Origin of the sequence: Cereibacter changlensis JA139, assembly GCF_003034985.1 — a bacterium.
GTDB classification, from domain to species: Bacteria; Pseudomonadota; Alphaproteobacteria; order Rhodobacterales; family Rhodobacteraceae; genus Cereibacter; species Cereibacter changlensis.
Window position 1 is genome coordinate 1 of sequence record NZ_PZKG01000061.1, and the last position, 23,799, is coordinate 23,799.

A 23,799-nucleotide genomic window follows, 5' to 3' on the forward strand; every position below is an offset into this window, starting at 1 on the left:
GACTTCACCATGGACAAGGCCTATGCGCCGACCTTCCTGCTTTATTGCCTGACCGCGACGATCTCTTCGGTGGTCGACAAGGATCTGGTGATGGAGAACGAGGTCGATGGCGACTTCGGCTACAACTGGCTCAAGACCAACTATGCCGGCTCGGGCGCCTTCACCATCCGCGAATGGCGCGCCAACGAGGCCGTGGTGATGGAGCGCAACGACAATTACGACGGGCCGAAGCCCGCCATGGCGCGCTCGATCTACCGCCACATCCCCGAGGCCGCGACGCAGCGCCTTCTGCTGGAGCAGGGCGACATCGACGTGGCGCGCGACCTTCTGCCGGAAGAGCTGGACGCGCTGTCCTCGAACCCCGACATCAAGATCGAGAAGGGCGTGAAGGGCACGCTGTTCTATCTCGGCCTGAACCAGAAGAACGAGTTCCTGTCGAAGCCGGAAGTGCGCGAGGCGATGAAATATCTCGTCGATTACGCGACGATCGCTGAGACCATCGTCAAGGGCAAGATGGAGGTGCACCAGACCTTCCTGCCCTCCGGCATGCTGGGCGCGCTGGAAGAGACCCCCTATTCGCTGAACGTGGAAAAGGCCAAGGAACTGCTGGCCTCCGCCGGTCTGGCCGACGGTTTCACCGTGACGATGGACACCCGCAACACGCCCGACGTCACCGCCATAGCGCAGGCGATCCAGCAAACCATGGCCATGGCCGGGATCACGCTGGAGATCATCCCCGGCGACGGCGGGCAGACGCTGGAGAAATACCGCGCCCGCACGCATGATATCTACATCGGCAACTGGGGCCCGGACTATCAGGATCCCCATACCAACGTGACCTTCGCGCAGAACCCCGACAACTCGGACGATGCGGCGGCCAAGCCGCTGGCCTGGCGCAACGCGTGGGATATCCCGGAGATGACCGCCAAGGCCGACTCTGCGGTGCTGGAGCGGGATTCGGCGAAGCGCGTCGAGATCTATCACGAGCTGCAGCAGGAGCATCTCGAGACCTCGCCCTTCATCATCATGTTCCAGGAAAGCGAAGTCGTGGCCATGCGCTCGAACGTCGAGGGCTACATCATCGGCCCGTCGTTCAACGACAACTCCTTCCGGGGCGTGACGAAATAAATGGCGGAGTTCGCGCCAAAGGTGGGAGGGCGCGGCAGCGCCCTCTCGTTCTGGCTCTGGAAGGCGGTGAAGCTCGTCCTGACGGTGGCGGTGACCTTCCTCGGGCTGCTGCTCATCACCTTCCTCATCAGCCATGTCATGTCGGTCGATCCGGTGCTGCGAGTCGTGGGCGACCGCGCCAGCCAGTCGACCTATGACGCGATGTATCTGCAGATGGGGCTCGACAAGCCGATCTGGCAGCAGTTCTGGATCTATCTCCAGAAGGTGCTGAGCGGCGATTTCGGCAATTCCTTCCTGACCAAGAAGCCGGTGATGGGCGATATCGCCCGGGCTTTCCCTGCGACGCTGGAGCTGGCCACGGTGGCGATCCTGATCGGGACGCTGGTGGGCGTGCCGGTGGGCGTCTGGTCGGCGGTGAAGGCGGGCAAGGCCTTCGACCAGATCGTGCGCGTGCTGGGCCTCGTGGGCTATTCGGCGCCGATCTTCTGGCTGGGCCTGCTGGGGCTTCTGGTGTTCTACGCGAACCTGCAATGGGTGGCGGGACCGGGGCGGATCGACATCGCCTATGAATATTCCTTCACCTCGGTCACCGGGCTCATGCTGCTCGACACGGCGATGCAGGGCGAATGGGCGGCCTTCGGCAATGCCTTTTCGCATATCATCCTGCCCGCCTCGCTTCTGGGATATTTCTCGATGGCCTATATCAGCCGGATGACCCGCAGCTTCATGCTGGCGGAACTGGCGCAGGAATATGTGACCACGGCCCGCGTCAAGGGCGTGCCGGAGTGGCGGATCATCTGGGTGCATGCGCTGAAGAACGCGGCGGTGCCGCTGGTGACGGTGGTCGCGCTGAGCTACGCCGGGCTTCTGGAAGGCTCGGTGCTGACCGAGACGGTCTTCGCCTGGCCGGGGCTCGGGCTTTACCTGACCAACAGCCTGCAGGTGGCCGACATGAACGCGGTGCTGGGCGGGACGCTGGTGATCGGCGCGATCTTCGTCGGGCTGAACCTGCTGTCTGACCTGCTCTATTCGCTCCTCGATCCGCGCGTGCGGCGGCGGGTGCGCAAATGACCCGGCGCGAATGGCTTCTGAGCGACTATCCGCAATCGCGCCGTCAGGCGCGGGCGGGGCAGAGCTACCGCACCTGGCTCGCGCTGAAATCCAACCGTCTGGCGATGGTCGGGCTCTGGATCGTGCTGGCGCTGGTGGCGATGGCGATCTTCGCGCCGCTGATCGCGCCCTACGACCCGCTGATTGGCGGCGACCTCAGGCTTGACCGGCTGCAGCCGCCCTCGTGGGAGCACCTGATGGGCACCGACGATCTGGCGCGCGACATCTTCAGCCGGGTCATGCATGGCGCGCGGCTGACGCTGATGGTGGTGGCGCTGGTGGCGGTGATCGCGACGCCGATCGGCCTCACCATCGGCACCACGGCGGGCTATCTCGGCGGCTGGGTCGATGTGGTGCTGATGCGGGTGACCGACATCTTCCTCGCCTTCCCGCGGCTGATCCTCGCGCTGGCCTTCGTCTCGGCGCTGGGGCCGGGGATCGAGAATGCGATCATCGCCATCGCGCTCACCTCATGGCCGCCCTACGCCCGGCTTGCCCGGGCCGAGACGCTGACCATCCGCGACAGCGATTTCATCAACGCAGCGCGTCTGCAGGGCGCCTCGCGGCTGCGCATCCTCTGGGGCCATGTCACGCCTTTGTGCCTGTCCTCGGTGATCGTGCGGGTCACGCTCGACATGGCGGGGATCATCCTGACCGCCGCGGGACTCGGCTTCCTCGGGCTCGGGGCGCAACCGCCGCAGCCGGAGTGGGGGGCGATGATCGCGGGCGGCCGGCGCTTCATCATCGACTACTGGTGGGTCGCCACCATGCCGGGCATCGCCATCTTCGTCGTCTCGCTGGGCTTCAACCTGCTGGGCGACGGGCTGCGCGACGTTCTCGATCCGAAAGCGGTGAAATGACATGAGCCTTCTCGAGGTCGAAGACCTGCGCATCTCCTTCCCCACCCGGCAGGGACCGGTGGAGGTGGTGCGCGGCGTGACATTCTCGCTCGGGCGCGAGCGGCTGGGGATTGTCGGCGAAAGCGGCTCGGGCAAGTCGCAGACCGGGCGGGCCATCCTCGGGCTGACCCCGCCGCCGGGCAAGGCGACGGCGAAGCGGCTGGAGTTCGACGGCATCGACTTGCGCGACGCCAGCGCCGCCAGATGGCGCTCCTTGCGCGGCATCCGGCTGTCGATGGTGATGCAGGACCCCAAGTTCAGCCTCAACCCGGTGATGACCATCGGGCGCCAGCTGATCGAGGCGGCGCGGCGCACCTCGTCGCGGTCCGAGTCGAAGGACCGGGCGATGGCGATGCTGGAGGCGGTGCAGATCCGCGACCCGGCCCGCGTCTTCAAGGCCTACCCGCACGAGCTGTCGGGCGGCATGGGCCAGCGGGCGATGATCGCCATGATGCTGATCACCGAACCCGACCTGCTGATCGCCGACGAGCCGACTTCCGCGCTCGACGTCACCGTGCAGATCGAGGTGCTGCGCATCCTCGACCGGCTGGTGAACGAGCGCGGCATGGGGCTGATCTTCATCAGCCACGATTTGCGGCTGGTCTCCAGCTTCTGCGACCGGGTGCTGGTGATGTATGCCGGGCAGGTGGTGGAAGAGGTGAAGGCCTCGGAACTGAAACAGGCGCAGCATCCCTATACGCAGGGTCTCTACAACTGCCTGCCCCGGATCGAGGGCGGCCAGCGCCCGCTTCCGGTGTTGCAGCGCGAAGCCGGGTGGGCCGTCTGATGGCGATGATCGAGGTTTCCGACCTGCATGTGGTCTTCGGCACATCGGTCCATGCGGTGCGCGGCGTGTCCTTCGAGGTGGCGGAGGGCGAGAGCTACGGCATCGTCGGCGAGAGCGGCTCGGGCAAATCGACCGTGCTGCGTGCGATCTGCGGGCTGGCGCCGACCTCCTCGGGCGCGGTGCGCTATGACGGGGCCGCGCTGAAGAGCCCGCGGCAGGCCGATTTCTACCGCCGGGTGCAGATGGTGTTCCAGGACCCCTATGCCTCGCTCCACCCGCGCCACACCATCGACCGGGTGCTGTCGGAGCCCTTGGCGATCCACGGCTTCACCGACCGCGAGCGGCGGATCGAGCAGGCGCTGGAGGATGTGGGGCTCGGCAAGGGTTTCCGCTTCCGCTATCCGCACCAGCTTTCGGGCGGCCAGCGCCAGCGCGTCGCCATCGCCCGCGCGCTGATCCTCGAGCCGCGCGTGCTCTTGCTCGACGAGCCGACCTCTGCGCTCGATGCCTCGATCCAGGCCGAGGTGCTGAACCTGCTCGACCGGATCAGGACCGAGCGCGGGCTGACCTATATCCTCGTCAGCCACGATCTCGCCGTGGTGGCGCATATGTGCGAACGGCTGCTGGTGATGCAGCATGGCAAGGCGGTCGAGGAGCTGACCCGCGCCCGGCTGCAGGCCCGCGAGGCCACCCAACCCTATACCCGCGATCTGCTGCTGGCCTCCGAGGGCTATCGGCCCCTTCAGGATGCCTGACGAATGAGTGACGTGCTTCCGGTCTTCGACGGCCACAACGACTTCCTGCTGCGCCTTCTGCGCGACCCCCGCAGCCGCGAGGCGATCTGGCTGACCGGCAACGGCAAGGGCCATCTCGACCTGCCGCGGATGAAGCAGGGCCATTTCGCCGGCGGCTTCTTCGCCATCTACATCTCCTCGCCGCAGGCGCATGATTCGCCCGACTTCGAGGCGATGATGAACAACCCGCCCTTCGACCTGCCGCTGCCCGCGCTGATCGGCCATGAAGAGGCGCAGCCGGTGGCCCTGGCCATGGCCGGGCATCTGCTGTGGATGGAGCGCGCCTCGGACGGCGCGTTCAAGGTCTGCCGCACGGTGGCGGAGCTGCGCGACTGTCTGGCGAGGGGCGTGATCTCGGGGATCATGCACATGGAGGGGGCCGAGGCGATCGGCCCGGATCTCGACGCGCTCCACGCTTTCCACGCCATGGGCCTGCGCTCGCTCGGTCCGGTCTGGAGCCGCCCGACCGTCTTCGGCCATGGCGTGCCCTTCCGCTTTCCGGGCGATCCCGACACCGGCGAGGGTCTGACCGAAGCGGGCAAGGCGCTGGTCTCGGCCTGCAATGCGCTGAAGATCATGCTGGATCTCTCGCATCTGAACGAGAAGGGTTTCGACGATGTGGCGCGGCTGTCGGATGCGCCGCTGGTCGCCACCCATTCCAACGCCCATGCCGTCACCGCCTCCACCCGCAACCTGACCGACCGTCAGCTGGCGATGATCCGCGAGAGCCGGGGCATGGTGGGGCTGAACTACGCCACCTCCTTCCTGCGCCCCGACGGGCGGCAGTCGGCCGACATGGGCTGGGAGCCGATGCTGCAGCATCTCGACCACCTGATCGACCGGCTGGGCGAGGATCACGTCGGGCTCGGCTCCGACTTCGATGGCGCGACGATCCCGCAGGGCATCGGCGACGTCACCGGCCTGCCGGCGCTGCAGGCGGCAATGCGCGCGCATGGCTATGACGAGGCGCTGATGAAGAAGCTCTGCCACGAGAACTGGTTCGCCGTGCTGGAGCGGACCTGGGGCTGAGCCTTCCCCCGACGCCCGCCTCCGGTGGGCGGGCGTCGGGGAGTGGTCATGGACCCGGCTACCGCCCGGTCGCCATGCGCTCCGGTTTGTCCCGGAGTTTAGCCCGGAGCAGTCTTTGATGTCCCGTCCGGATCGGCGAGACTCCCACCCCGCTTCAGCGCGAGCCCCAAGCGGCCCGCTCCCGCGTCACGGCAGATCGGTGGAGAGCGGGAAACCATAGAGGCTGTTGCCCTCCAGACCCAGCTCGCGGCGCAGGACGCGGCTGCGGGCGGCGCAATCGAGCCGGGTCGCGGCGAGTTCAGCGCGCAGTTCGGCGAGCTCGGCCTGGCGGGCGTAATATTCCTCTTCATTGTCTAGAAGCTCAGAAAGCCGCCGCGTGCCCATGTCGAAATACTGGCTGCGATAGAGCGCGCGGGTCTCGAACAACAGGCCGATCTGTCGGTTCAGCATCTGGGTCTTGCGATCCCCCGCCGCCAGGCTGCGCAGCAGCGCGCGCTCCGCCAGATCGTCCTCGAGCCGGACCACATCGAGCCGGGCCTCGGCGGCGGTCAGGCTGTTGCGCTCGGCGTTCTCCCGCGCCGAGAGCGCGCCGCCCTGCAGCAGATCGGACTGGATGTCGAGGTTGAGCCCGACCGGCAGCCGGCTGCTGCCGATCTCGCTGCGCATCAGTGGTTTCAGTAGGACGCGCGGGGCGCGGGCATGCTCGGCCTTCTCCAGCGCCAGCTCGGCTCGCGCCCGTTCCAGCCGAGCCATCCGCAGGTCGTCACTCTCGCCCCGCAGCTTGCAGCTGTCCGACCCGATCTGCACCCGGCCGCCCTGCGGCTGGCCGCTCAGCAGGATCAGCCGGTCCTGCGCCTCCGCCAGGGCGAGTTCCGCGTCATTCACCAGAAAAGTGGCCGACTGCAGGCGCTTGCGGCTCTCCAGCAGGTCTGTCGAGGCCACCGCCCCGCGCTCCGCCCGCGCCGCCACCAGGGCTTCCAGTTCGCGCAGCGCCGTCATCTGCTTGCGGTAGACGTCGAGCAGCTCGCCCCGCGTCTGCACATCGTCATAGGCCTTCAGCAACTCCAGCGCCGCGTCATCCACCGCCTTCTGGAAGGCGATGTAGTTGATCTCAAGATCGAAATCTGCCACCTCGACCGTGCGCTTGCTGTTGCCGCTGTCGAACAGCAGCTGCGAAGCCTCCAGCTGCAGCGCGGGATCGCCGCTGCCGGCCGCGCCCGCCCCGCCGCCCAGCGACAGGCCGAGCCCCGGGAACAGCGCCGCGCGCTTCACCCTGACCTCGTCGGCGCTGGCCGAGACGCGGCTGGCCGCCTCGCGCACCGAGGGGCTGCGCAGCAGGCCGTTGCGGGTCGTGCTCCGGCTGTCGCTGCCCTGCGCAGGGGCGAGCGGCGCGAGGCCGCGCGACCTCTCGATGATCGCCGCTTCGATGCCGTCCGGTTCGGGCAGCCCGGCGCAGCCCGCGAGCAAGATGCAGGCGATCAGCGCGGAGGCTCGGGAGCCCGGCGTCCGGAACGGTCGAAACTGGATCATGCCCGGCTCAATTCGCCCGACCGAGGACAAGGTCGGCGCATTGCGGGCGGCGCCAGACGCCCCGCACCAGCTTGTCGGCCCCGTCGAAGAAGGCGCGATACTGGCAGATCAGCCTGTCGCTACGGGTCAGCGGCAGCGACAGGTGGTATTCCCACGACCCGTCGCCATAGCCCACGGCCGGCCGGCCCAGCACCGCCTGCACCTCCTCCGGCGACTGGCCCAAGGCCACGCGACGGACCTGCGCGATCTCCCGCGGGATGCCGACGCGGACGTAGCGCGCATCCATGCTGGGATAGGACCGCGTCACCGAGGTGAACCCAACGCGCGGGTTCACCTCGTTGAGCGGATCCCTCTCCTGCGCCGCGGCCGGGCCGAGGGGGAGAATGACCAGAAGGGCCAGGGCCCCAAGGGCGCTGCCTGCGCCGAACCGTTTCATCATGTCGGGAACCTCATCTCACTTCTGGAATGGTTTTTCGGGAACGTCCTTCCGGCGGGAGAAGGCCAGGGGGCGGCTCTAGCGTTCACGCAGCGCCTCCTGTGCCCGGTTGAAGGGCTTCACGAGATACTGCCAGACCGTCTTCTCGCCGGTGCGGATGTCGACGGTGGCGATCATACCCGGGACGATCGGGAACCGGGTCCCGGCCTTGTTGGCGAGGTAATCCTCCCGCGTCCGGATATAGGCGCGGTAATAGACCTGGTCCGGCTTCACCTCGTCGCGCACCGTGTTGGGCGAGAGCGTCACCACCGTGCCGTCGAGCCCGCCGAAGATCGCGTAGTCATAGGCCGAGACCTTCACCTGCGCCTCCTGCCCCGGGTGGATGAAGGCGATGTCGCTCGGCGAGATCCGCGCTTCGATCAGCAGCTGGTCGTCCATCGGCACGATGGTCATAAGCTGGCCACCGGGCGGAACCACGCCGCCGATGGTCGTGACGGCGACATCCTTGACGATGCCGCGCATCGGCGCGCGGAACACCAGCCGGTCCAGCTGATCTGCGCGGCCGCGCATGATCGAGGCCTGGACCTCGGCCTCGGCAGTGATCTTCTGCAGCTCCTCGCCGACCTGCACCCGCGCGTCGGCGCGCAGCCGGGCGATCTCCAGCGCGGTCTGGGTCGCCTCGCGCCGCAGCCGGATCACCTCGACCCGGCTGGTGGCGCCGCTGCTCTGCAGGGCCTCGGCGATCTCAAGCTCCTGGCGGGTCAGCTCCAGCCCCTCGGTCAGGCCCGACAGCGCCTCCTGAAGGCTGGCGCGCCGCGAGCGGAACAGCGCCAGCTCGTTGGCGCGCAGCTCGGCGAACTCCTGTCCCGCCAGCGCCTCCGGGAAGGCCACGCTGTCGCGGTCGTCGAGCTCGGAGCGCAGCCGCGCCGCTGCGGCGATGGAAGCGTGGTATTTCGCCGCCGCCTCCTCGACATTCGACGCCGACCGCGTCGGATCGAGCCGGGCGATGATCTGGCCCTCGTCGACCATGTCGCCTTCCTTCACCGTGATCTCGGTGACGATGCCGCCATCCAGCGACTGGATCACCTGCTCGCGCGAACTGGGCACGACGGTGCCCTGCCCGCTCGACACCTCGACCAGCGGGAAGACCCAGGCCCAGACGAGGAACAGCGCCAGCATGGCGAAGACCAGCCAGACGAGGCGGCTTTCGGCCCGCGCCGAGGGACGCCCGGCCTGTTCCAGAACCATGCTCATGCCGCGGCCTTTCCGCCGCGCAGCTGCGCCATGACCCTGTCCTTCGGCCCGTCCATCGCGATGGCGCCGTTGCTGACCACGATCAGCCGCTCGGCGATCCGCAGCATCGCTGGCCGATGGGTGGCGACGATCACCGTGATGTCCGGTCCGAGCCGCCCGAGCACCTCGATCACCGCGGCCTCGGAAACCTCGTCGAAGGCTGCGGTGGGCTCGTCGAGCAGGAGCACCTTCGGCCGGCGCAGCAGCAGCCGCGCCAGCAGCAGGCCCTGCTTCTGCCCGCCCGACAGACCCAGCCCACCCTCGGAAACCATGTGGTCGAGCCCCTTGGGCAGCCGGTGGATGAACTCCACCAGCCCCATGCGGCCGAGGATATCGAGGATCTCGGCGTCGCTCGCCATCGGCGCGCCCAGCGTGAGGTTTTCCCGGAGGGTGCCATGGAACAGCCGCGCGCCCTGGCCGATCAGGCCAATGTCGCGCCGCAGGTCGGTCGGATCGATCAGCCCCATCTCGACATCATCGACCCGCACCTCGCCCGCCAGCGGCTCCAGGAGCCCGGCGAGCCCGGCCAGCAGCGTCGACTTGCCGGCGCCGTTGCGACCCAGGATGGCGATGCGCTCGCCCGGCGCGATGTTCAGCGCCGCCACCTTGAGCGCCGGGGTCTGCGGATCATGGCCGAACACCGCCTCGCGCAGCTGGAAGGCCCCGGCGATCACCGGCTTGTGGATGCACTGCTCCCGTTCCGCAGCGTCCACCGGCAGGGACATCAGCCCGTCGAGCGCGCGGCGCGCCACCTTGGCCTGCTGCCAGCGGTTCAGGATCTGGGTGACCGAAGCCAGCGGCGCCAGCATCCGCGACGACAGCATCGAGGCGGCGACCAGCACGCCGGTGCTCATCTCGCCGGCCATCACCATCGGCGCGCCGAAGAAGATCACCACGGCGAAGACCCCGCCCTGCACCGTCTGCGCCCAGGAGGAGAGCCGGTTCACCAAGTCGCGCAGCTCCATCGAGGAGCCGGCGGTGGTCTCGTTGTAATGGTTCCACAGGTTCTGGAACCGCGCCTCGGCCTGCAGCGACTTGATGTCGTCGAGGCCCTGGATCGCCTCGACCAGCATCGCGCTGCGCAGTGCGCTTTCGCGGGTATTGGCCTCGGCCAGACGGCGCAGGCGCTTCTGCGCCAGCAGCCCGGGCGCCACCAGCAGCACCATCGCCGCCAGCGGAATCCAGACCAGCACCCCGGCGATGTAGAAGAACAGCGCGCAGAACAGCAGGAAGAACGGCACGTCGGCCAACGCCGCCACCGTGGTCGAGGTCATCATCTCGCGCACATGTTCCAGCTCGCGGATCTGCGAGATGAAGGTGCCGGTGGACCGCGGTCGGGCAGTGTTGCGTACCCGCAGCGCATGGCCGAATACCCGGTCCGATATCCGCAAGTCGGCCGCCTTGCCGGCGAGATCGGTGATCCGGCCGCGCGCGACCTTCATCAGCAGGCCGAAGGCGGTCGCCATCATCACGCCGATGAACAGCACCCAGAGCGTGCTCATCGACTGCCCGGGCACCACGCGGTCATAGACCTGCATGGAGAAGATCGTCCCGGCCAGGGCCAGGACGTTGCTGACCAGGGAGGCCACCATCACCGCGCGATAGGGCGCGAGATCGGCCAGCGCGATGCTGCGCAGCCAGTCCGGCCGCCAGGGGGCGATATAGTCGTCGATCCTGCGGTCCGCCCGGCCGGACAAGGGACGCAGCACGAAGAGACGGCGCAGCCGCGCCGCCAGCTCGGCCGCCGCAACCGGCGTCTCGAGCGCCTGATCGCCGGCGAAGACCACGCCGAACTCGCCGCCGCTGTCGCGCTCGATCACCCCGATCTCGCCGCCGTCGAATTCGGCCAGAAGCGGCAGGCGCAGGCCGGAGATCGGTCCGGCCCCGCCCCCGACCTGCCGGATCGACAGGCCCGCCGAGCGGGCCAGCGTCTCCAGCCGGTCACGATCGGCAGCCCAGGCCAGATCGAGCCGCACCCGCTCGGGCGAGACAGCGATGCGGTAATGCGCGGCGATGCGCAGAACAGCTTCCGTCCACCCCTGCTGGAGCGCGGCCCCTTGGGGGGCCGGACCTTGCAACGTCGCCTCGGCCTGCACGATCAGACCTCGTGCAGGGAGGCCGCGTTCAGCTCATCCTCCAGCGTCTGCGCCAGAAGCGCCCCCGAGGTCGCATCGGAGGGATCCGGCTCGGATGCCGCCTCGCCGCCGCCGACCGGCTCCGCCTTCTCTTCCGGCAGGCCCGCCAGCAGATCCTCGCTCTCCGGATCCGACATCAGCAGCTCCTCGTAGCTGACCGGATCCGACGCGGACGGCGCTGGGGCCTCGCCCGACGGTTGCTCCTGCTCGATGCTGGCCAGGCCGAAGCTCTGCTCTTCGGGGGCCGCGAAGGACATCATCATCGCCGAGAAGCCCGAGACCGCCATGTTGACGGTGACATTCTCAACCGTCAGCACCACCTCGACCCCGCCGGCGCCGATCCCGGAATAGGAGCCATTGCCGAGATCGGTCCAGTCGCCCGACAGCGAGACCTCATCCTCTGTCGATCCGGTGATGGTCTGCCGGTTGTCGCTGTCGGTCATCGCGAGCACCTGATCGGGCGTCAGATCGGTGATCGCGTTGCGGCCTTCGATCCCCAGATCCAGCGTCTCGATGTTGCGCAGCCGCTGCGCCAACTCCGCGCCGGTCAGGCTCTCGCCATAGCGGAACTGCACCGTATCCTCGCCGGCAAGCCCGTCGATCGCCTTCCCGGTCCAGATCAGCCCCTTGGCGCCCCTGTCATCGCCCGTTGTCGGCAATTGCGCGTTCAGGTTGAGCGTGACCGTGCTCTGCGCGGTGTCCGAAACGTCAGAACCATCCCGCGTGTGTGCCGTCACCTCGATCTGCACTCCTGTCTCGCCGGCATCGGTATCGGTCAGCGCGCTGGCAGCCTGACGCACGCCCAGGCCGTCCACATCGGACTGGCTCAGCTCGGTGAGGGTGTAGGTGTCGGTCCCCGCGTCATAGCTGATCCCCGAGGTGACGATGGTCGTGCCGATGTAGAAGGAGGCATGCTCGCCGAGTCCGCGCAGCGCCAGGGTCACGCTCTCGACGCTGCCATCCGGCGCCCCGTCCACCGAGGCGTCCTTGAAGTCGGCCATCGACGCGTTCAGATTCAACGGCACGATGTCGCCTTCCCGACCGAAGGAATTGGTCGGCGTCAACTCGATGCCATCTGCCACCGGGGTGACGGTCACCGGGCCGATCTGCAGCTCGTCCACCCGCTCCTGCGACAGCGCGGTCTCGCCCGAGGTGACGATCAGGGTCAGATCGTCGAGCGTCCCGCTCCAGTGTTTCGGCGGGAGCAGGGCGATATAAGGCGGCAGGCTGCCGCCCTCGCCAAGCAGGACCCAGGTGTTCAACCCCCCGACCCCGCCGGCATTGGTCGCCATGGTCGCGTCTGCCTGGCTGGTCCCGGTGTAGATCAGGAAGCCCTCGGGCAGGTTCGACAGCAGCACCTTGGTGATGATCTCGGAGCCGTCGGCGTCGTTCGCCGCCAGACCCAGGTTGAGCTCGATCAGCGAGCCCCTGTTCGACGCGGAAGCCTCGATCCCGCTGATCGGCCCCGGGTTTTGCAGACTGGCGCCATCGTTGGTAATCGCCACCGGAAGCGTGACATTGCCCGTCGAGGTGATCGCCGTTGCGCCGGTCTCGATGTTGCGCACCCAGGCGTCGACCGTTAGCTCGCCCGCCACCATGGCGTCGGGGGTGAAGACCAGATCCAGCGGGCTGCCCAGCGTCACCCCGTCGATGACGTAATAGGCGCCGTCGGGGATGCCTTCGACGCCGCTGACCGTCTGAGCGGTGACGGGCTCGCCATCCAGGGTCAGCACGCCGGATCCGTTGCTGCCGCCGATCTGCAGGTAAAGCAGACCGCCCTCGATCATGCCCGAGGCGCCATCGGCCGGGTTGCTGACCGTCACGCTCAGAGGGATCTCGCTGTCGCCCTCGGTCAGCAGGCCATCGGCATCGGCGGCCCCGAGAACGATCGCGATCGCAGCCGGGTCGGTCACCGGGGTCACCGGGATCTCCGGCTCGACCGACGCCGCATTGGGACGGCCGCCGGCGAGGCTCGTCGAGGTCAGCACTGCGTCGAAGGAGAAGGGCGCGTCCAGGTTGTTGTCATTCGCGTCTGCCGCAGGCGTGATCTCGATGCTGTCCATCAGGGCGTCGAGCTTGGCCTGAACATCCGCCGGCGTGTCGCCCGCCTCGGTAATCACCGAAGCGGTCCAGACCTGCGCACCATTGACGATGGTGCTGACCATGCCGGTGACCGTGGTCTGATCGGGCAGACCGCTGAGGGCGATGGTCAGGATGGCCGGGATATTGTCCTGCGCCGTCACCTGCGCCTCGATCATCTCGGACAAGGTGAAGCTGGCATCCTCGGTCGCCCGCGCATCGGTGTAGTCCCAGACATCGATGACCGGCGCCTGACCGGCCGAGCCGGGCTCGAAGGTGGTCGTCAGGGACCATTCGATCGTGTCGGACAGGACCTCGGTCCCCGGCTGATCCTCGTTGCCGCGGTCCTGGGTCTGGACGGTGATGCGGATCGGCGCGTCCTCGATGCCGCCGGCCCATTCGCTGACGGTGAAGACGACCGGCAGGGTCAGGCCCCCCGCATCGTTCAAGGTCGGCCCGCTGCCGCCCTCGTAGATCAGCAGCCAGAGCCCGTCGCCGGCCAGTTCGGCCCCCTCGACCGCCACGCCCGCGGGCACGCCTTCGATGATGACGCGGATCACCGCCTCGCTGCCGTCGCTGTCCGGCGAGGCGACGTTCAGATTGACCGTCACTTGCTCGCCGCCTTCGGCGACGGTGACCGCCGTTTCATTCACCGAGCCACCGTCCGTGGTGATGCTGCCGATGCTCAGCTCGGGCTGATCGGTCGCCGGCGAGGCGCTCAGTTCGAAGCGGCCCGGCGTCCAGTCGCTGGTCACCGGATCGACAGTGCCATCGCCCGGATCGGTGATCTTGTAGAGCAGGTCGAAGCCGCCGAGCGCGCCGTCGAGATGCGGGGCGCCCTGCGCCGAAAGCTGCGCAACCTGTTCGCCGGTCAGCTGGTAATAGTCCACGCCGCCCTGCTGGACGATCATCAGGCCCGCCTCCGCCAGCGGAACTTCGGAGCCCGCCGCGCCGAGGAACAGGCTGAACTCGCCAGCCTCGACATCGGAGACCCGGATCAGGACCGCCTCGAGGATCTCGTCGGCATCACCATTCTGCGGCACGATACCCAGGGTGAGCGGCTGCAGCGCATCCTCGACCAGCGTCACGCCGGTGGTGACCGTCGCCTCCGGCGTGGGCGTCACGGTGAAGCTCACCGGATGCGCCGTCCCGGTGCGCGATGCGCCGTCATCCTCGGTGGTCACCGGAATGACGGAGAACGCCACCGAACCGCTGAAGTTGGCCGGAACCGTCAGCCCGGCCGTCTCCAGCTGCGCCTCGCTCAGCGCCCAGATCCGGTCCTCGCCGGTGATCCCCGGCCCGGTCAGCAGGGTGCCATGGTTCAGGCCAAAGCCCTCGGGCAGGCCGGTGACCTGCACGGTGAGGGTCTCGGACCCGTCGATATCCGTCCGGTCGACCGAGACCAGTTCGCTCAGCAGCACGCCGGCGCCGTCGTCGAGGTTACCCTCGACATAGGTTTGCGGCGTTGCGGTGACCTCCGCTTCGTCTGCAACCCCCCGCACGTCGATCGAGATGCCCAGGGTGATCGGGTCCGATATGTCGGTGTAGACCTTGGTTCCGCCCTCCGGATCCCGTACTTCCATCCGGTCCACCGACACGGATGATACAGTGAGATCGATGGTCTCGTTGCTATCGGGCGGCGGCAGGATGCTCAGCGGCGCCGAGGAGTCGAAGTCCTCGATGGTGACGCTGCCGCCGGTCAGCACCAGCTCCACACCGTTATAGGTCAGCACGGCGCCATCCGGGATGTCGGAGATCGTGACGTTGAAGGTCTCCGACGGGTCCGAGCTGGTGGGGTGGATCGTCAGCGGGATCGAGGTATCCTCGTCACCCTGCGTCCGCGCCACCAGCGAGAGCGTCACCTCGTCCGCGGAGGGCGTGATCAGTACGTTGGTCAGGAACGCCTCGCCGCTGACGGCGGTGCTGGTCGCATCCCCGTCGTCGTCGGTGTCGACGGTGTAGGCCTGCACCTTGATGGTGAACTGACCCGAGAAGTTCTCGGCAGCCTGGAATTCGAGCGTGCCAAGCGCACTGACCGGCACGTCGATCGTCGTTCCGTTGAACACCGCGACCTTCTGCTCGCCGCCCTCTGTCCAGCGGAACTGCGAGCCGATGGCAGGGGTGGTGGTTCCGTCCAGCAGCACCTGCATCGGCTCCAGCCGCGCGTAGGTCTCCTCGCCGGCATCCTCGTTGCTCCAGCCTGCTGCCGGGGAGAAACCATCGCTGTTGAGCGCGAACCAGGTGTCCTCCTCGGCCGGCGTCTCGTAGAGGAAGCCCGGCGTCATGCCGACATCGGCGCTGCCGTTGTCGTCGGTGTCGCCCGTGGTCTTTTCGGCGACCGGAGTCACCGTCACGTCGATCGTGTGGGTTGCCGTCTTCTCGTTCTCGACCGCGTCGCCATTCACCACTGCGCTGTCGCGGGTCGAGATCTGCAGCTCGATGGCGGCGTCGCGGCTGTCATGCGCGGGCGGCAGGATGGTGAAGCCGTCCAGATAGGCCTCGCGTTCTGCTTCGGTGCCGCTGGTGAAGCTGATGGTGTAGGTCGAACCGGCATGATCGATGACGGCGCCCGTAGCGGCGGCGTTCTCCACCGCCGAAGCGGTGACCTGCCAGCCGTCCGGGACCTCGAAGGAGATTGCGGTGATCACCTCGGTGCCGCCGGTCCCAGCGCTCGTATCGCTGAGCCCGACGCCGGCCAGGAAGGCGATCTGGCTGTACTCTTCGCCCTGGGCGTCCTCGGCCACGACATCGTCGGCCACCGGCGTGACATAGAGGTTCAGCGTCACGCTGTTGTCGGTGCGGTCCGCCTCGGGCAGGCCATCGGCCACGCCCGGCACCACCACCGCACCGTCGAGATAGCCGTCGGCATCCTTGTCCTGCGCGTTCAGCGTGACCGTGATCCCTTCGAGATCACCGCTGAAATCGCGCGGGCCGCCGATGCTGATCTGCGGCAGCCCGTCCGTCGAGCCGCTCAGGAGCCCTGCCGGGATGGTCACCGACGCGCCGACCGCGAGCGGCTCGCCGGCCACCATGATGACGGAATCGGCGTTATTTGTTATGGTGATCGAGCGGATCTCGCTGCCGTCCAGATCCGCGAAGCTGGCCGACAACAGCTGCGACAGATCGAAGGTCGTATCCTCCTTCAGCGTCACATCCGCAACGGTATTGCCGTCGAAGACGATGGCATCGGCGTTGTCGACCGCAACCGCATCGACAGTCGTGTCGAAGACCAGCGTCGCCGGATCAGTATCCGCCTGGACGTAGACCATCACCTTTGCACTGCTGGTCGCGCCGGCGCCGATTGGAGCCCCGCCGCCATCGACCTCGTAGCTGGTCACGCTGTAGGTGACTTCGAAATTGGCCGAGGCATTCGCCGGTGGAAGCACCTGCAGCGCCTCGAACTCCGCCACGGTCATCGAGGCATCCGGATCGCCCGGCAGCTGCGCGCCCGCATAGTCGCTCAGCGAGATCGACACCGTGCCGCTGGCGTCGACCGCGAGGCTCTCGGAGCCCCAGAGCAGCGTCGTGCCCGCGGGCAGACCGCTGAGGGTGATGAGGCCGAGCGCCTCGGACCGCGGGTTGTTGCCGTCGCCGGTCCCGGCATCGGTGATGATCGGGCGGTTCAGCCCCAGGGCGACGGCCGTATCCTCAACCGTGCCGATCGTCCGATCGTCCGCCGACACCGTCGGGGCGTCGGCCACAGGCGTCACCGCGACGGTCACCGTCACGTCGACCCTGCCGGCGTCGTCGTCCGTGGTCCTGACGACGAAGACCTCATCGCCGCTGAAGTTCGCGGCCGGCACGAAGTCGAACACGCCGCTGGCGCTGATGGTGACGAAACCGTGCTCGGTCTGATACTGTACGCTCCCGTCCGGCTGCGGAACACCAGTCAAGGTCTGACCATCCTGCAGCACCACGGTGTTCTGCGCCGTCGCATCGGCCGAGATGTTGTAGGAGACGCCGTCGCCATCCTCGTCCATCTCGAGCCGCACCGTGCTTTCCGGAACGTCATCCGCAACGGTCACGGTGAATTCGGCGGTGTCCTTGTCGCCGTCGGCATCGGTCACCTCGACCCCGAAGGTGAGGTCGATCGCCGCCACGCCGTGGTCGAGCGGGCGCAGCAGTTCAAAGGTGTAGCCGGCGTCGGCGGAGGTCGGATCGGTCAGCCTGACGATGAAGACGGGATCGGTTCCCGCGCCGGTGTCGGCGGTCAGGGTATGCCCATCCGCTGAGAGCACGTAACGCAGCGGCGCGCCGCCCGCTTCCAGACCCGCGGGCGCGCTGTCGGTGGTCAGTTTGACATCCAGACTGTCATGCCCCGCCGTGAGGTCGAGCGAGCCGCTCACCTCGAGTGCGCCCGGGTTCGGATTGCTGCCCGTGGCCAGGCTGGCCTCGTCGATGCTGCGGTTCTCCGGCGTCCCCAGCCCGGGCACGGTGTCGCCCACCACGATCGGCTGTGTCGCCGAGGAGTCGGAGATATCGCCGTCGCCATCGATGGTGCTGTAGGTAAAGTCGTCCCGCAGGACGGTCCCGTCGCCCTCGTCGTGATCGAGGCTCGGCAGCGGAGTATAGGACCAGCTGCCGTCGCTCCCGACGGTCAGCCTGCCGTACTGCGTCTCGACCATCACCGATGAGCCCTCGGGCACCGTCGCCGTCGTCGAGTCGCCTGCGCGGTTGTCATACGTGATCTGGTGCACCCGGCCGCCATCGGCGCCGAGCACGTCATTGGCCAGCAGGTTCGCGCCGCCGCTGGCCGACCCGACCGCGGCCCCGCCCTCGGTCACGGTGACGCTCTCGTCATTTACCGGCGCCGCCGGCGCGTCATCGACGATGCCCACGCCCAGCTGCTCGACCCGGATGTCGCCGTCATTCTCGATCACCGTCACCTGGATCTTGCGGATGATCGTGTCATTGCGCGTGGCGTCGCTGTGGCTGTCGAGTGTGTCGGTCAGCGTGTAGGTGTAGCTGATGACCCCGGTCGCGCCGTCATAGCCGGTGATGGTCAGCGTGCCGTTGGCGTCGGTCACCACCACCGGCGTGGCTGAAGCGGTCTGCAACTCTGCCAGCGAGATCTTGGTCCCGCCGCTGATCGCGCCTCCCGAGACAGCGCCGCCGATCACGACGGCCGACAACGCCGCGGCGCTGGACAGCACGAAGGTCGAGCTGGCGGCCTGCCCGGTCCCCGGGTTCGACCCGCCGGGCAGCCCGCTTTCCTGCACCAGGACATGCTCGGCACCCGGAGCCTCGTCGGTGATCTCGACCCCGGTCACGCGGCGGTCGGCCTCGGCGGTATTGCCGTACTTATCGACCGCATTGGCCGTGATGTCGGCGGTCCCGCTCAGCGGCCCGTCCAGCGTGACGCTCCATATGCCGTCCTCATCGACCTCCACCTCGTAGCTGTCGCCATTCACGTCGAGCGTGATAGTCGCGCCCGGCTCGCCGGCGCCGGTGACCGTGGGGGCGGAGCCGGCCTCGATCAGCACCGGGTCGATGGCGACGGTGGTCTGGGTATCCTTGAGGATCGTGTCCGTGGTCGTGACCGACCTGTCCCCCGCATCCTCGTTCTGCGCCGTCACGGTCAGCGTACCATCCGACAGACCGCTCAGGTCGGCGGTCACCTCGTAGGTTCCGTCGGGCCGGACGGTGATGCCATCCGCTGGAACGGTCACGCTGTTGACGCCGTCGGAGACCGTCAGCGAGGTCACGCTGCCGCCCGCCGGAGCCTTGCCTCCGATCACCACATTTTCAAGGTCATCGATCGAGGACAGCACATCGTCAGGAGCGCCCGCATCGGCCGGGCTCGCATCGTCGGTGATATCGACGCTGGCGATGTTGATAACCCATTGCGCCCCTGCCGTCGCATTCGCGGCGCCGCTGCCGTCGTCGACTTTGTAGCTCACCACCACCGCGCCGGTCACGCCATCCGCCGGCACGAAGCGCAGCGCACCATCCAGCGACAGGCTGACCGAGCCGCTGCCATCGGTCAGCGTGACGCTGCCGCCCGGGAGGATCGGCTGGCCGTCCACCTCGGTCACGGTGAGCGACTGGCCTTCGTCGACATCCGCGTCGTTGCTCCGGACATCGAGAACCGCCGCGCCGCCCGCCGGGATCAGCGAAACGTCATCCTCCGGCTCGGGTCGGTCGTTGCTGCCGTTGATGGTGACGGTCACCGTCTCCGTCGTCTTGGCGCCGAGGGCGTCGGTGACGGTCACCTTGTATTCCTGGATCAGGACATCGTCCGGCCCCAGGCGATCGAGAACGGAGTCATCGACCGAGAAGCTCCACTCGATCTCGCCGGTGACGGGGTCGATGTCGCCATAGGTGAACTCCCCGAGATAGTCCGCGCCCTGCGGCGCCACGTCGACGCTGAGCGTATCGCCAGCATCCGGGTCCGACACGGTGATCGTCCCGGTCTGGACATGCTCGAAGCTGTTCTCGTCGGCATCGCCATCGGCAAGCTCGGTCACCGTTGCCGTCAGGTCGGAACCGGTCGAGATCACCGGGGCATCATTGACGCCGGTAATGGTGATGGTGATCACCTGCTCGTCCGTGCCGCCCTTGCCGTCGCTCACCTGCACGGTGAAGGTCTCGGTCAGCTTCTTTCCCTCGCCGAGCTTCCCGACCGCCGGGTTGTCCGGGTCGAGCGTATAGGTCCATGCGCCGGCACCATCGATGGTCAGCTCCCCGTAGCTGCCCGCCCCATCGTCCTCCACCTGCCAGCTGTGATCGTCGCTGAGATCGACATCCGCGACCTCCAGCTGCCCGGTCGCGGTCGGCGCGCCGCCCTCGGTCAGGTCGCCGCTGGCGTCGCCCGAGATTTCGGGCTGGTCATTGGCGCCATTGATGGTGACGGTAATCGTGCTGGTCGCGGTGCCGTCGACGGATTTCACCGTCCAGTTCTGGACGATGGATTCGCCCACCGCCAGCTCCTGGACCGCCTGCAGCCTGTTGTCGACGGTGAAGGTCCAATTGCCATCGGCCCCGACCACCAGCGCGCCCAGCGGCGCGCCGCCGCCGGTGAACGTCAGGGTGTCGGGGTCGAAGGCGCTCTCGCCCGCATCTGCGTCGTCGATGGTGATCGATCCGGAGGTGCTCAGCAGGTTGTCGGCGTCGACATCGACGTCTTCGGTCACCGCGTCGCTGTCATCCGTCACCACCGGCACGTCGTTGCTGCCGGTGACGGTGACGGTGATCGTCTTCGAGGTGGTCCCGTCGAGGCAGGTAACCTCCAGCGTCTCGGTCACCGGCTCGCCGTCCGTCAGCGCCTGGGTCGCCGGGCGGTCGTTGTCGATGGTGTAGCTCCACTCCCCGGTCTCCGCATCGAAGGTGAAGTCGCCATAGACGCCCTCGAGGCTCGCGGCCTCTGGCTCCCGGAACGCCGCCTCGCCGGAATCCGCATCGCTGATTATGAGGGTCCCGCCCGTCTTCGGGCTGCCCGTGTCGGCGTTGTCCACGCCGCCGGCTTCGGTGATCGCGCCGCTGGCGTCGTCGCCCGAGATCTCGGGCAGGTCATTGGCGCCATTGATGGTGACGGTGATCGTGCTCGTCGCCGTGCCGTCGGCGGATGTCACCGTCCATCTCTGGACGATGGTGTCGCCTTCCGCCAGTTCCTGGACCGCCGGCAGCGTGTTGTCGACGGTGAAGGTCCAGTTGCCATCGGCCCCGACCACCAGTGCGCCGAGCGGCGCGCCGCTGCCGGTGAACGTCAGGGTTGCCGGGTCGAAGGCGCTCTCGCCCGCGTCTGCGTCGTCGGCTGTTATCGTTCCAGAGGTGCTCAACAGGCCGGCGTCGACATCGACGTCCTCGGTCACCGAGCCGCTGCCATCCGTCACCACCGGCACGTCATTGCTGCCGGTGACGGTGACGGTGATGGTCTCGCTGGCGGTCCCGTCGCGGCTGGTCACCTCCAGCGTCTCGGTCGCCTGCTCGCCGTCCGTCAGCGCCTGTGTCGCCGGGCGATCGTTGTCGAGCGTGTAGGTCCAGACCCCGGTCTCCGGATCGAAAGTGAAGTCGCCATAGACGCCCTCGAGGCTCGCAGCATCGGGCGCCTTGAACACCGCCTCGCCGGTATCCACATCCGCGACGGTAAGAGTACCGCCCGTCGTCGGGCTGCCGGTCTCGGCATTGGCCACCCCGCCGGCCTCGGTGACTGCGCCGCTGGCGTCGCCCGAGATGCTTGCGTCGTCGTTGACCCCGATGACGGTGACCGGCACCGTCACGACGGCGGTGCCGCCGTTGCCGTCATCCACCGTCACCTCGAAGCTGTCTGGGCCGTAGTAGTCGGGATCGGGCGTGTAGGTGTAGCTGCCATCGGGGTTAATCACCACGCTGCCATGCGCGGGACCGTCGGTGACCGTGTAGGTCAGGTCGTCGCCATCCTTGTCGCGGCCGATCACCACGCCCGACACCGGCGTGTCCTCGGGGGTCTCCACCGGGTCGGCGACGGCCTCGGGGTCGGTGTTGGACGGGCCCGCTGCGGCCGCGGCGGCGACGCCGCCAAGTAGCCCCGCCAGCGGCCACCAAGGCAGCGGCGCGATCAGCGGGTCACTGATTTCCGCGATGTCGAAGCCGGTCCAGGTCTCGCCATATTGCGCCCACCAGGTGACGTCGGCGCCGTCCTCGAAGACCAGGTCATTGCGGCCTTCCGGCGTCTGGACGAAGAAATTCTCGATCACGAGGACGGTGCCGTCCTCCAGCACCAGGACCAGATCGTTGCCGTCGCGCTCGAAACGGGCCACCTGTTCCGGCCCGAGCTGCAGCTGCACGACGCTCGGCGCGTCAAGAACGATGCGGTCGCCCTCGAAAGCCCGAGTGTCCCCATCCTGGGCCTTGAGAAATACCGCTGCCTTCATGTCCGTCACCTGCCTCACATCTGTTCACTCGCACTCGGTTCCGTCCTGACGCGGGGTCGTTCGTCTCACGGAAGGATCGAACTTCTCACTGAAGAACCGAAAACTTCCCCGGGCGCGTGGGTGCCCCATCAACCACACGAGGCCTCGCAGGATCAACTGGTAGTTGTACCAGTTTGTAATCGTTGAAAATCACCCGAATCTGGTCTTCCCACGGGGCATCGGCGCCGATAGTCTCCGCGCAATCGAGTGTGCTGCATGTTGTCAAAACTTTCCCAGTTTGTCGAAAATCTCAGCACTGCAGAAACGATGCAGCAGCTGCGCGAGAACGTTGACTCGGCGGTACAATGGCTGGGGTTCGCCAGCTTCAACATCAGCCTCGACAAGCGGACCGTCATCGAATTCATCGAAAGCCCGACGCTGACCACATGGGCCGACAGCGACCTCGAGCAGTACCTGCGCGACAGCTGGGCCGATCGCGACCCGCTGCTGAGCCAGATCGACCGGAAGGACTCGGCCTTCCTGTGGCATGTGGAGGACTGGCGTGATCACCAGGATTATTACGACTACATCTCCTCCTTCGGCCTGTGCGGCGGCATGTCGATCCCGCTGCATCGCGCTCCGGAGCGGCGCGGGGCGATGATCCTCATGTCGAAGTGCGAGAAGCCTCTGACGCTCGAAACGCTGATGAGTGCGAAAATCCTGGCCCATATGGCGATGGCCCGCGCCACCAGCCTAAGCGAGAAGGCCGGTGGATCCGAGGATCAGCGTCAGCGCCTCGGCCTGCTGTCGCAGCGCCAGAGGGAGATCCTGCGCTGGGTCGCCCAGGGCAAGACCAACCGCGAGATCGCGATGATCGTCGGCAGCACGCGGCGCACGGTCGACTACCACATGCAGGAGATCCTCGCAAAACTGGAGGTGCCCTCGCGCACCCTGGCCGCCGCCGCTCTCCTCGGCACCGAGTCCTCGGGCTGATAAGTCTCCTGCGCCGCCACCGCATGATCGGGCCGCTCGTGGCGCGGCCGAACACGAGCTGCCGCCGCGAAGCCCCCCCCTTAGGCCACCGCCAGGATCGCGTACTCCGGCGTGCCGGTCCAGACCAGGTCCCAGCTGGCGCCGGGGCGCACGTTCTGGATGGCGTTGGGCTCGAAGCAGACGAGGCAGTTGCCGCCCGGCGCCGGGGCCCTGACCGAAGGGTAAATCAGCCCGCGCGAGCCGTCGCGGCGCAGCCGCGCGGCGAGGCTCTGACCCTCGGGATAGCCGAGCTCCGGATCGGCAGCGAGGGCGGGGTGGCCGGGCTCGTCGGTGAGGTCGTCGAAGCTGCCGATGAAATCGGCCAGCAGTTCGACATAGCGGGCGCTGTCGTGGAAGCTGCCGGTGAAGCCCAGCTCGCGCGTCCGGTGCCAAGCCACCTCGGCCACCGAGACCAGCCCGTTCCAGGCGCAATACCAGGCCCCGCGGCCCTCGGCGTTGAAGCGGTTGCCGCCGGCCCGCGTGTAGGTGAAAGCGGCGTTCACATGGGTGTCGCCATAGATCCGCAGGTCGCGGCTGCGCCTGCGCCAGGCCAGCTCGCGCGGGTCGAGATGCGGGCTGCGTCCACGCTCGGCCAGCAGGCGGGCGCTGGTCAGCCCCTCGATCTCGGCGAGGATCTCCATCTCCTCGTCGCTGTCGACGAGACCGCGCAGCGCCGGCGGCCGGTGATGCGTCGCCGGCAGCAGCCGGACCAAGCC

The 23,799-nt window shown here is 67.7% G+C and carries 13 protein-coding genes; 7 read left to right on the plus strand and 6 right to left on the minus strand.

Annotation, left to right across the window (positions count from 1 at the left end):
* From C5F48_RS13480 to C5F48_RS13505, 6 genes are all read left to right on the plus strand, one after another.
* The coding region (locus C5F48_RS13480) for an ABC transporter substrate-binding protein (protein WP_107664426.1) at positions 1 to 1,128 on the plus strand (1,128 nt) is incomplete at its 5' end.
* Entirely contained in the window at positions 1,129 to 2,199 is a 1,071-nt protein-coding gene (locus C5F48_RS13485) for an ABC transporter permease (protein WP_107664427.1), read from the plus strand. It begins immediately after the preceding gene.
* Positions 2,196 to 3,098: an ABC transporter permease gene (locus C5F48_RS13490; RefSeq protein WP_107664428.1), complete on the plus strand. Its 903-nt coding sequence runs from the start codon at positions 2,196 to 2,198 to the stop codon at positions 3,096 to 3,098. Before C5F48_RS13485 ends, C5F48_RS13490 begins: the two co-directional genes overlap by 4 nt.
* Before the next feature lies 1 nt (position 3,099).
* A complete protein-coding gene (locus C5F48_RS13495) occupies positions 3,100 to 3,924 on the plus strand; it encodes an ABC transporter ATP-binding protein (protein WP_107664429.1) in 825 nt (274 codons plus the stop codon).
* On the plus strand, positions 3,924 to 4,679 hold the full coding sequence (locus C5F48_RS13500) for an ABC transporter ATP-binding protein (protein WP_107664438.1): 756 nt from the start codon (positions 3,924 to 3,926) through the stop codon (positions 4,677 to 4,679). The genes C5F48_RS13495 and C5F48_RS13500 overlap by 1 nt, the downstream gene beginning before the upstream one ends.
* A 3-nt stretch (positions 4,680 to 4,682) precedes the next feature.
* Entirely contained in the window at positions 4,683 to 5,747 is a 1,065-nt protein-coding gene (locus C5F48_RS13505) for a dipeptidase (protein WP_107664430.1), read from the plus strand.
* A 186-nt stretch (positions 5,748 to 5,933) separates the two neighbouring features.
* Here C5F48_RS13505 and C5F48_RS13510 read toward each other — a convergent pair whose 3' ends face one another.
* The 5 genes from C5F48_RS13510 to C5F48_RS13530 all read right to left on the minus strand — a co-directional run bounded on the left by C5F48_RS13510 (position 5,934) and on the right by C5F48_RS13530 (position 22,072).
* Entirely contained in the window at positions 5,934 to 7,277 is a 1,344-nt protein-coding gene (locus C5F48_RS13510) for a TolC family protein (protein ID WP_107664431.1), read from the minus strand.
* 7 nt (positions 7,278 to 7,284) lie between these two features.
* Entirely contained in the window at positions 7,285 to 7,716 is a 432-nt protein-coding gene (locus C5F48_RS13515) for a hypothetical protein (RefSeq protein ID WP_107664432.1), read from the minus strand.
* 75 nt (positions 7,717 to 7,791) lie between these two features.
* Positions 7,792 to 8,967 carry a beta-barrel domain-containing protein gene (locus C5F48_RS13520; protein ID WP_107664433.1) on the minus strand — a complete coding sequence of 392 codons (1,176 nt, stop codon included), beginning with the start codon at positions 8,965 to 8,967 and terminating at the stop codon, positions 7,792 to 7,794.
* Positions 8,964 to 11,102 (minus strand): type I secretion system permease/ATPase, encoded by a 2,139-nt coding sequence (locus tag C5F48_RS13525; protein WP_107664434.1) that lies wholly within the window; start codon positions 11,100 to 11,102, stop codon positions 8,964 to 8,966. Before C5F48_RS13525 ends, C5F48_RS13520 begins: the two co-directional genes overlap by 4 nt.
* A 2-nt stretch (positions 11,103 to 11,104) precedes the next feature.
* Positions 11,105 to 22,072: a VCBS domain-containing protein gene (locus C5F48_RS13530; RefSeq protein ID WP_111467321.1), complete on the minus strand. Its 10,968-nt coding sequence runs from the start codon at positions 22,070 to 22,072 to the stop codon at positions 11,105 to 11,107.
* A gap of 306 nt (positions 22,073 to 22,378) precedes the next feature.
* Here C5F48_RS13530 and C5F48_RS13535 point away from each other — a divergent pair, with 306 nt between their 5' ends.
* Positions 22,379 to 23,044 (plus strand): helix-turn-helix transcriptional regulator, encoded by a 666-nt coding sequence (locus tag C5F48_RS13535; RefSeq protein WP_170139593.1) that lies wholly within the window; start codon positions 22,379 to 22,381, stop codon positions 23,042 to 23,044.
* Between the two features lie 80 nt (positions 23,045 to 23,124).
* Here C5F48_RS13535 and C5F48_RS13540 read toward each other — a convergent pair.
* Positions 23,125 to 23,799, minus strand: a 675-nt coding sequence (locus tag C5F48_RS13540) for an RES family NAD+ phosphorylase (protein ID WP_219907807.1), incomplete at its 5' end; no start/stop codon positions are given.

Excerpts from the sequence above, each read along its gene's own strand:
- C5F48_RS13485 (WP_107664427.1), top strand. The coding sequence starts at position 1,129 with ATGGCGGAGTTCGCGCCAAAGGTGGGAGGGCGCGGCAGCGCCCTCTCG.
- C5F48_RS13490 (WP_107664428.1), top strand. The coding sequence starts at position 2,196 with ATGACCCGGCGCGAATGGCTTCTGAGCGACTATCCGCAATCGCGCCGT.
- C5F48_RS13495 (WP_107664429.1), top strand. The coding sequence starts at position 3,100 with ATGAGCCTTCTCGAGGTCGAAGACCTGCGCATCTCCTTCCCCACCCGG.
- C5F48_RS13500 (WP_107664438.1), top strand. The coding sequence starts at position 3,924 with ATGGCGATGATCGAGGTTTCCGACCTGCATGTGGTCTTCGGCACATCG.
- C5F48_RS13505 (WP_107664430.1), top strand. The coding sequence starts at position 4,683 with ATGAGTGACGTGCTTCCGGTCTTCGACGGCCACAACGACTTCCTGCTG.
- C5F48_RS13510 (WP_107664431.1), bottom strand. The coding sequence starts at position 7,277 with ATGATCCAGTTTCGACCGTTCCGGACGCCGGGCTCCCGAGCCTCCGCG.
- C5F48_RS13515 (WP_107664432.1), bottom strand. The coding sequence starts at position 7,716 with ATGATGAAACGGTTCGGCGCAGGCAGCGCCCTTGGGGCCCTGGCCCTT.
- C5F48_RS13520 (WP_107664433.1), bottom strand. The coding sequence starts at position 8,967 with ATGAGCATGGTTCTGGAACAGGCCGGGCGTCCCTCGGCGCGGGCCGAA.
- C5F48_RS13530 (WP_111467321.1), bottom strand. The coding sequence starts at position 22,072 with ATGAAGGCAGCGGTATTTCTCAAGGCCCAGGATGGGGACACTCGGGCT.
- C5F48_RS13535 (WP_170139593.1), top strand. The coding sequence starts at position 22,379 with ATGCAGCAGCTGCGCGAGAACGTTGACTCGGCGGTACAATGGCTGGGG.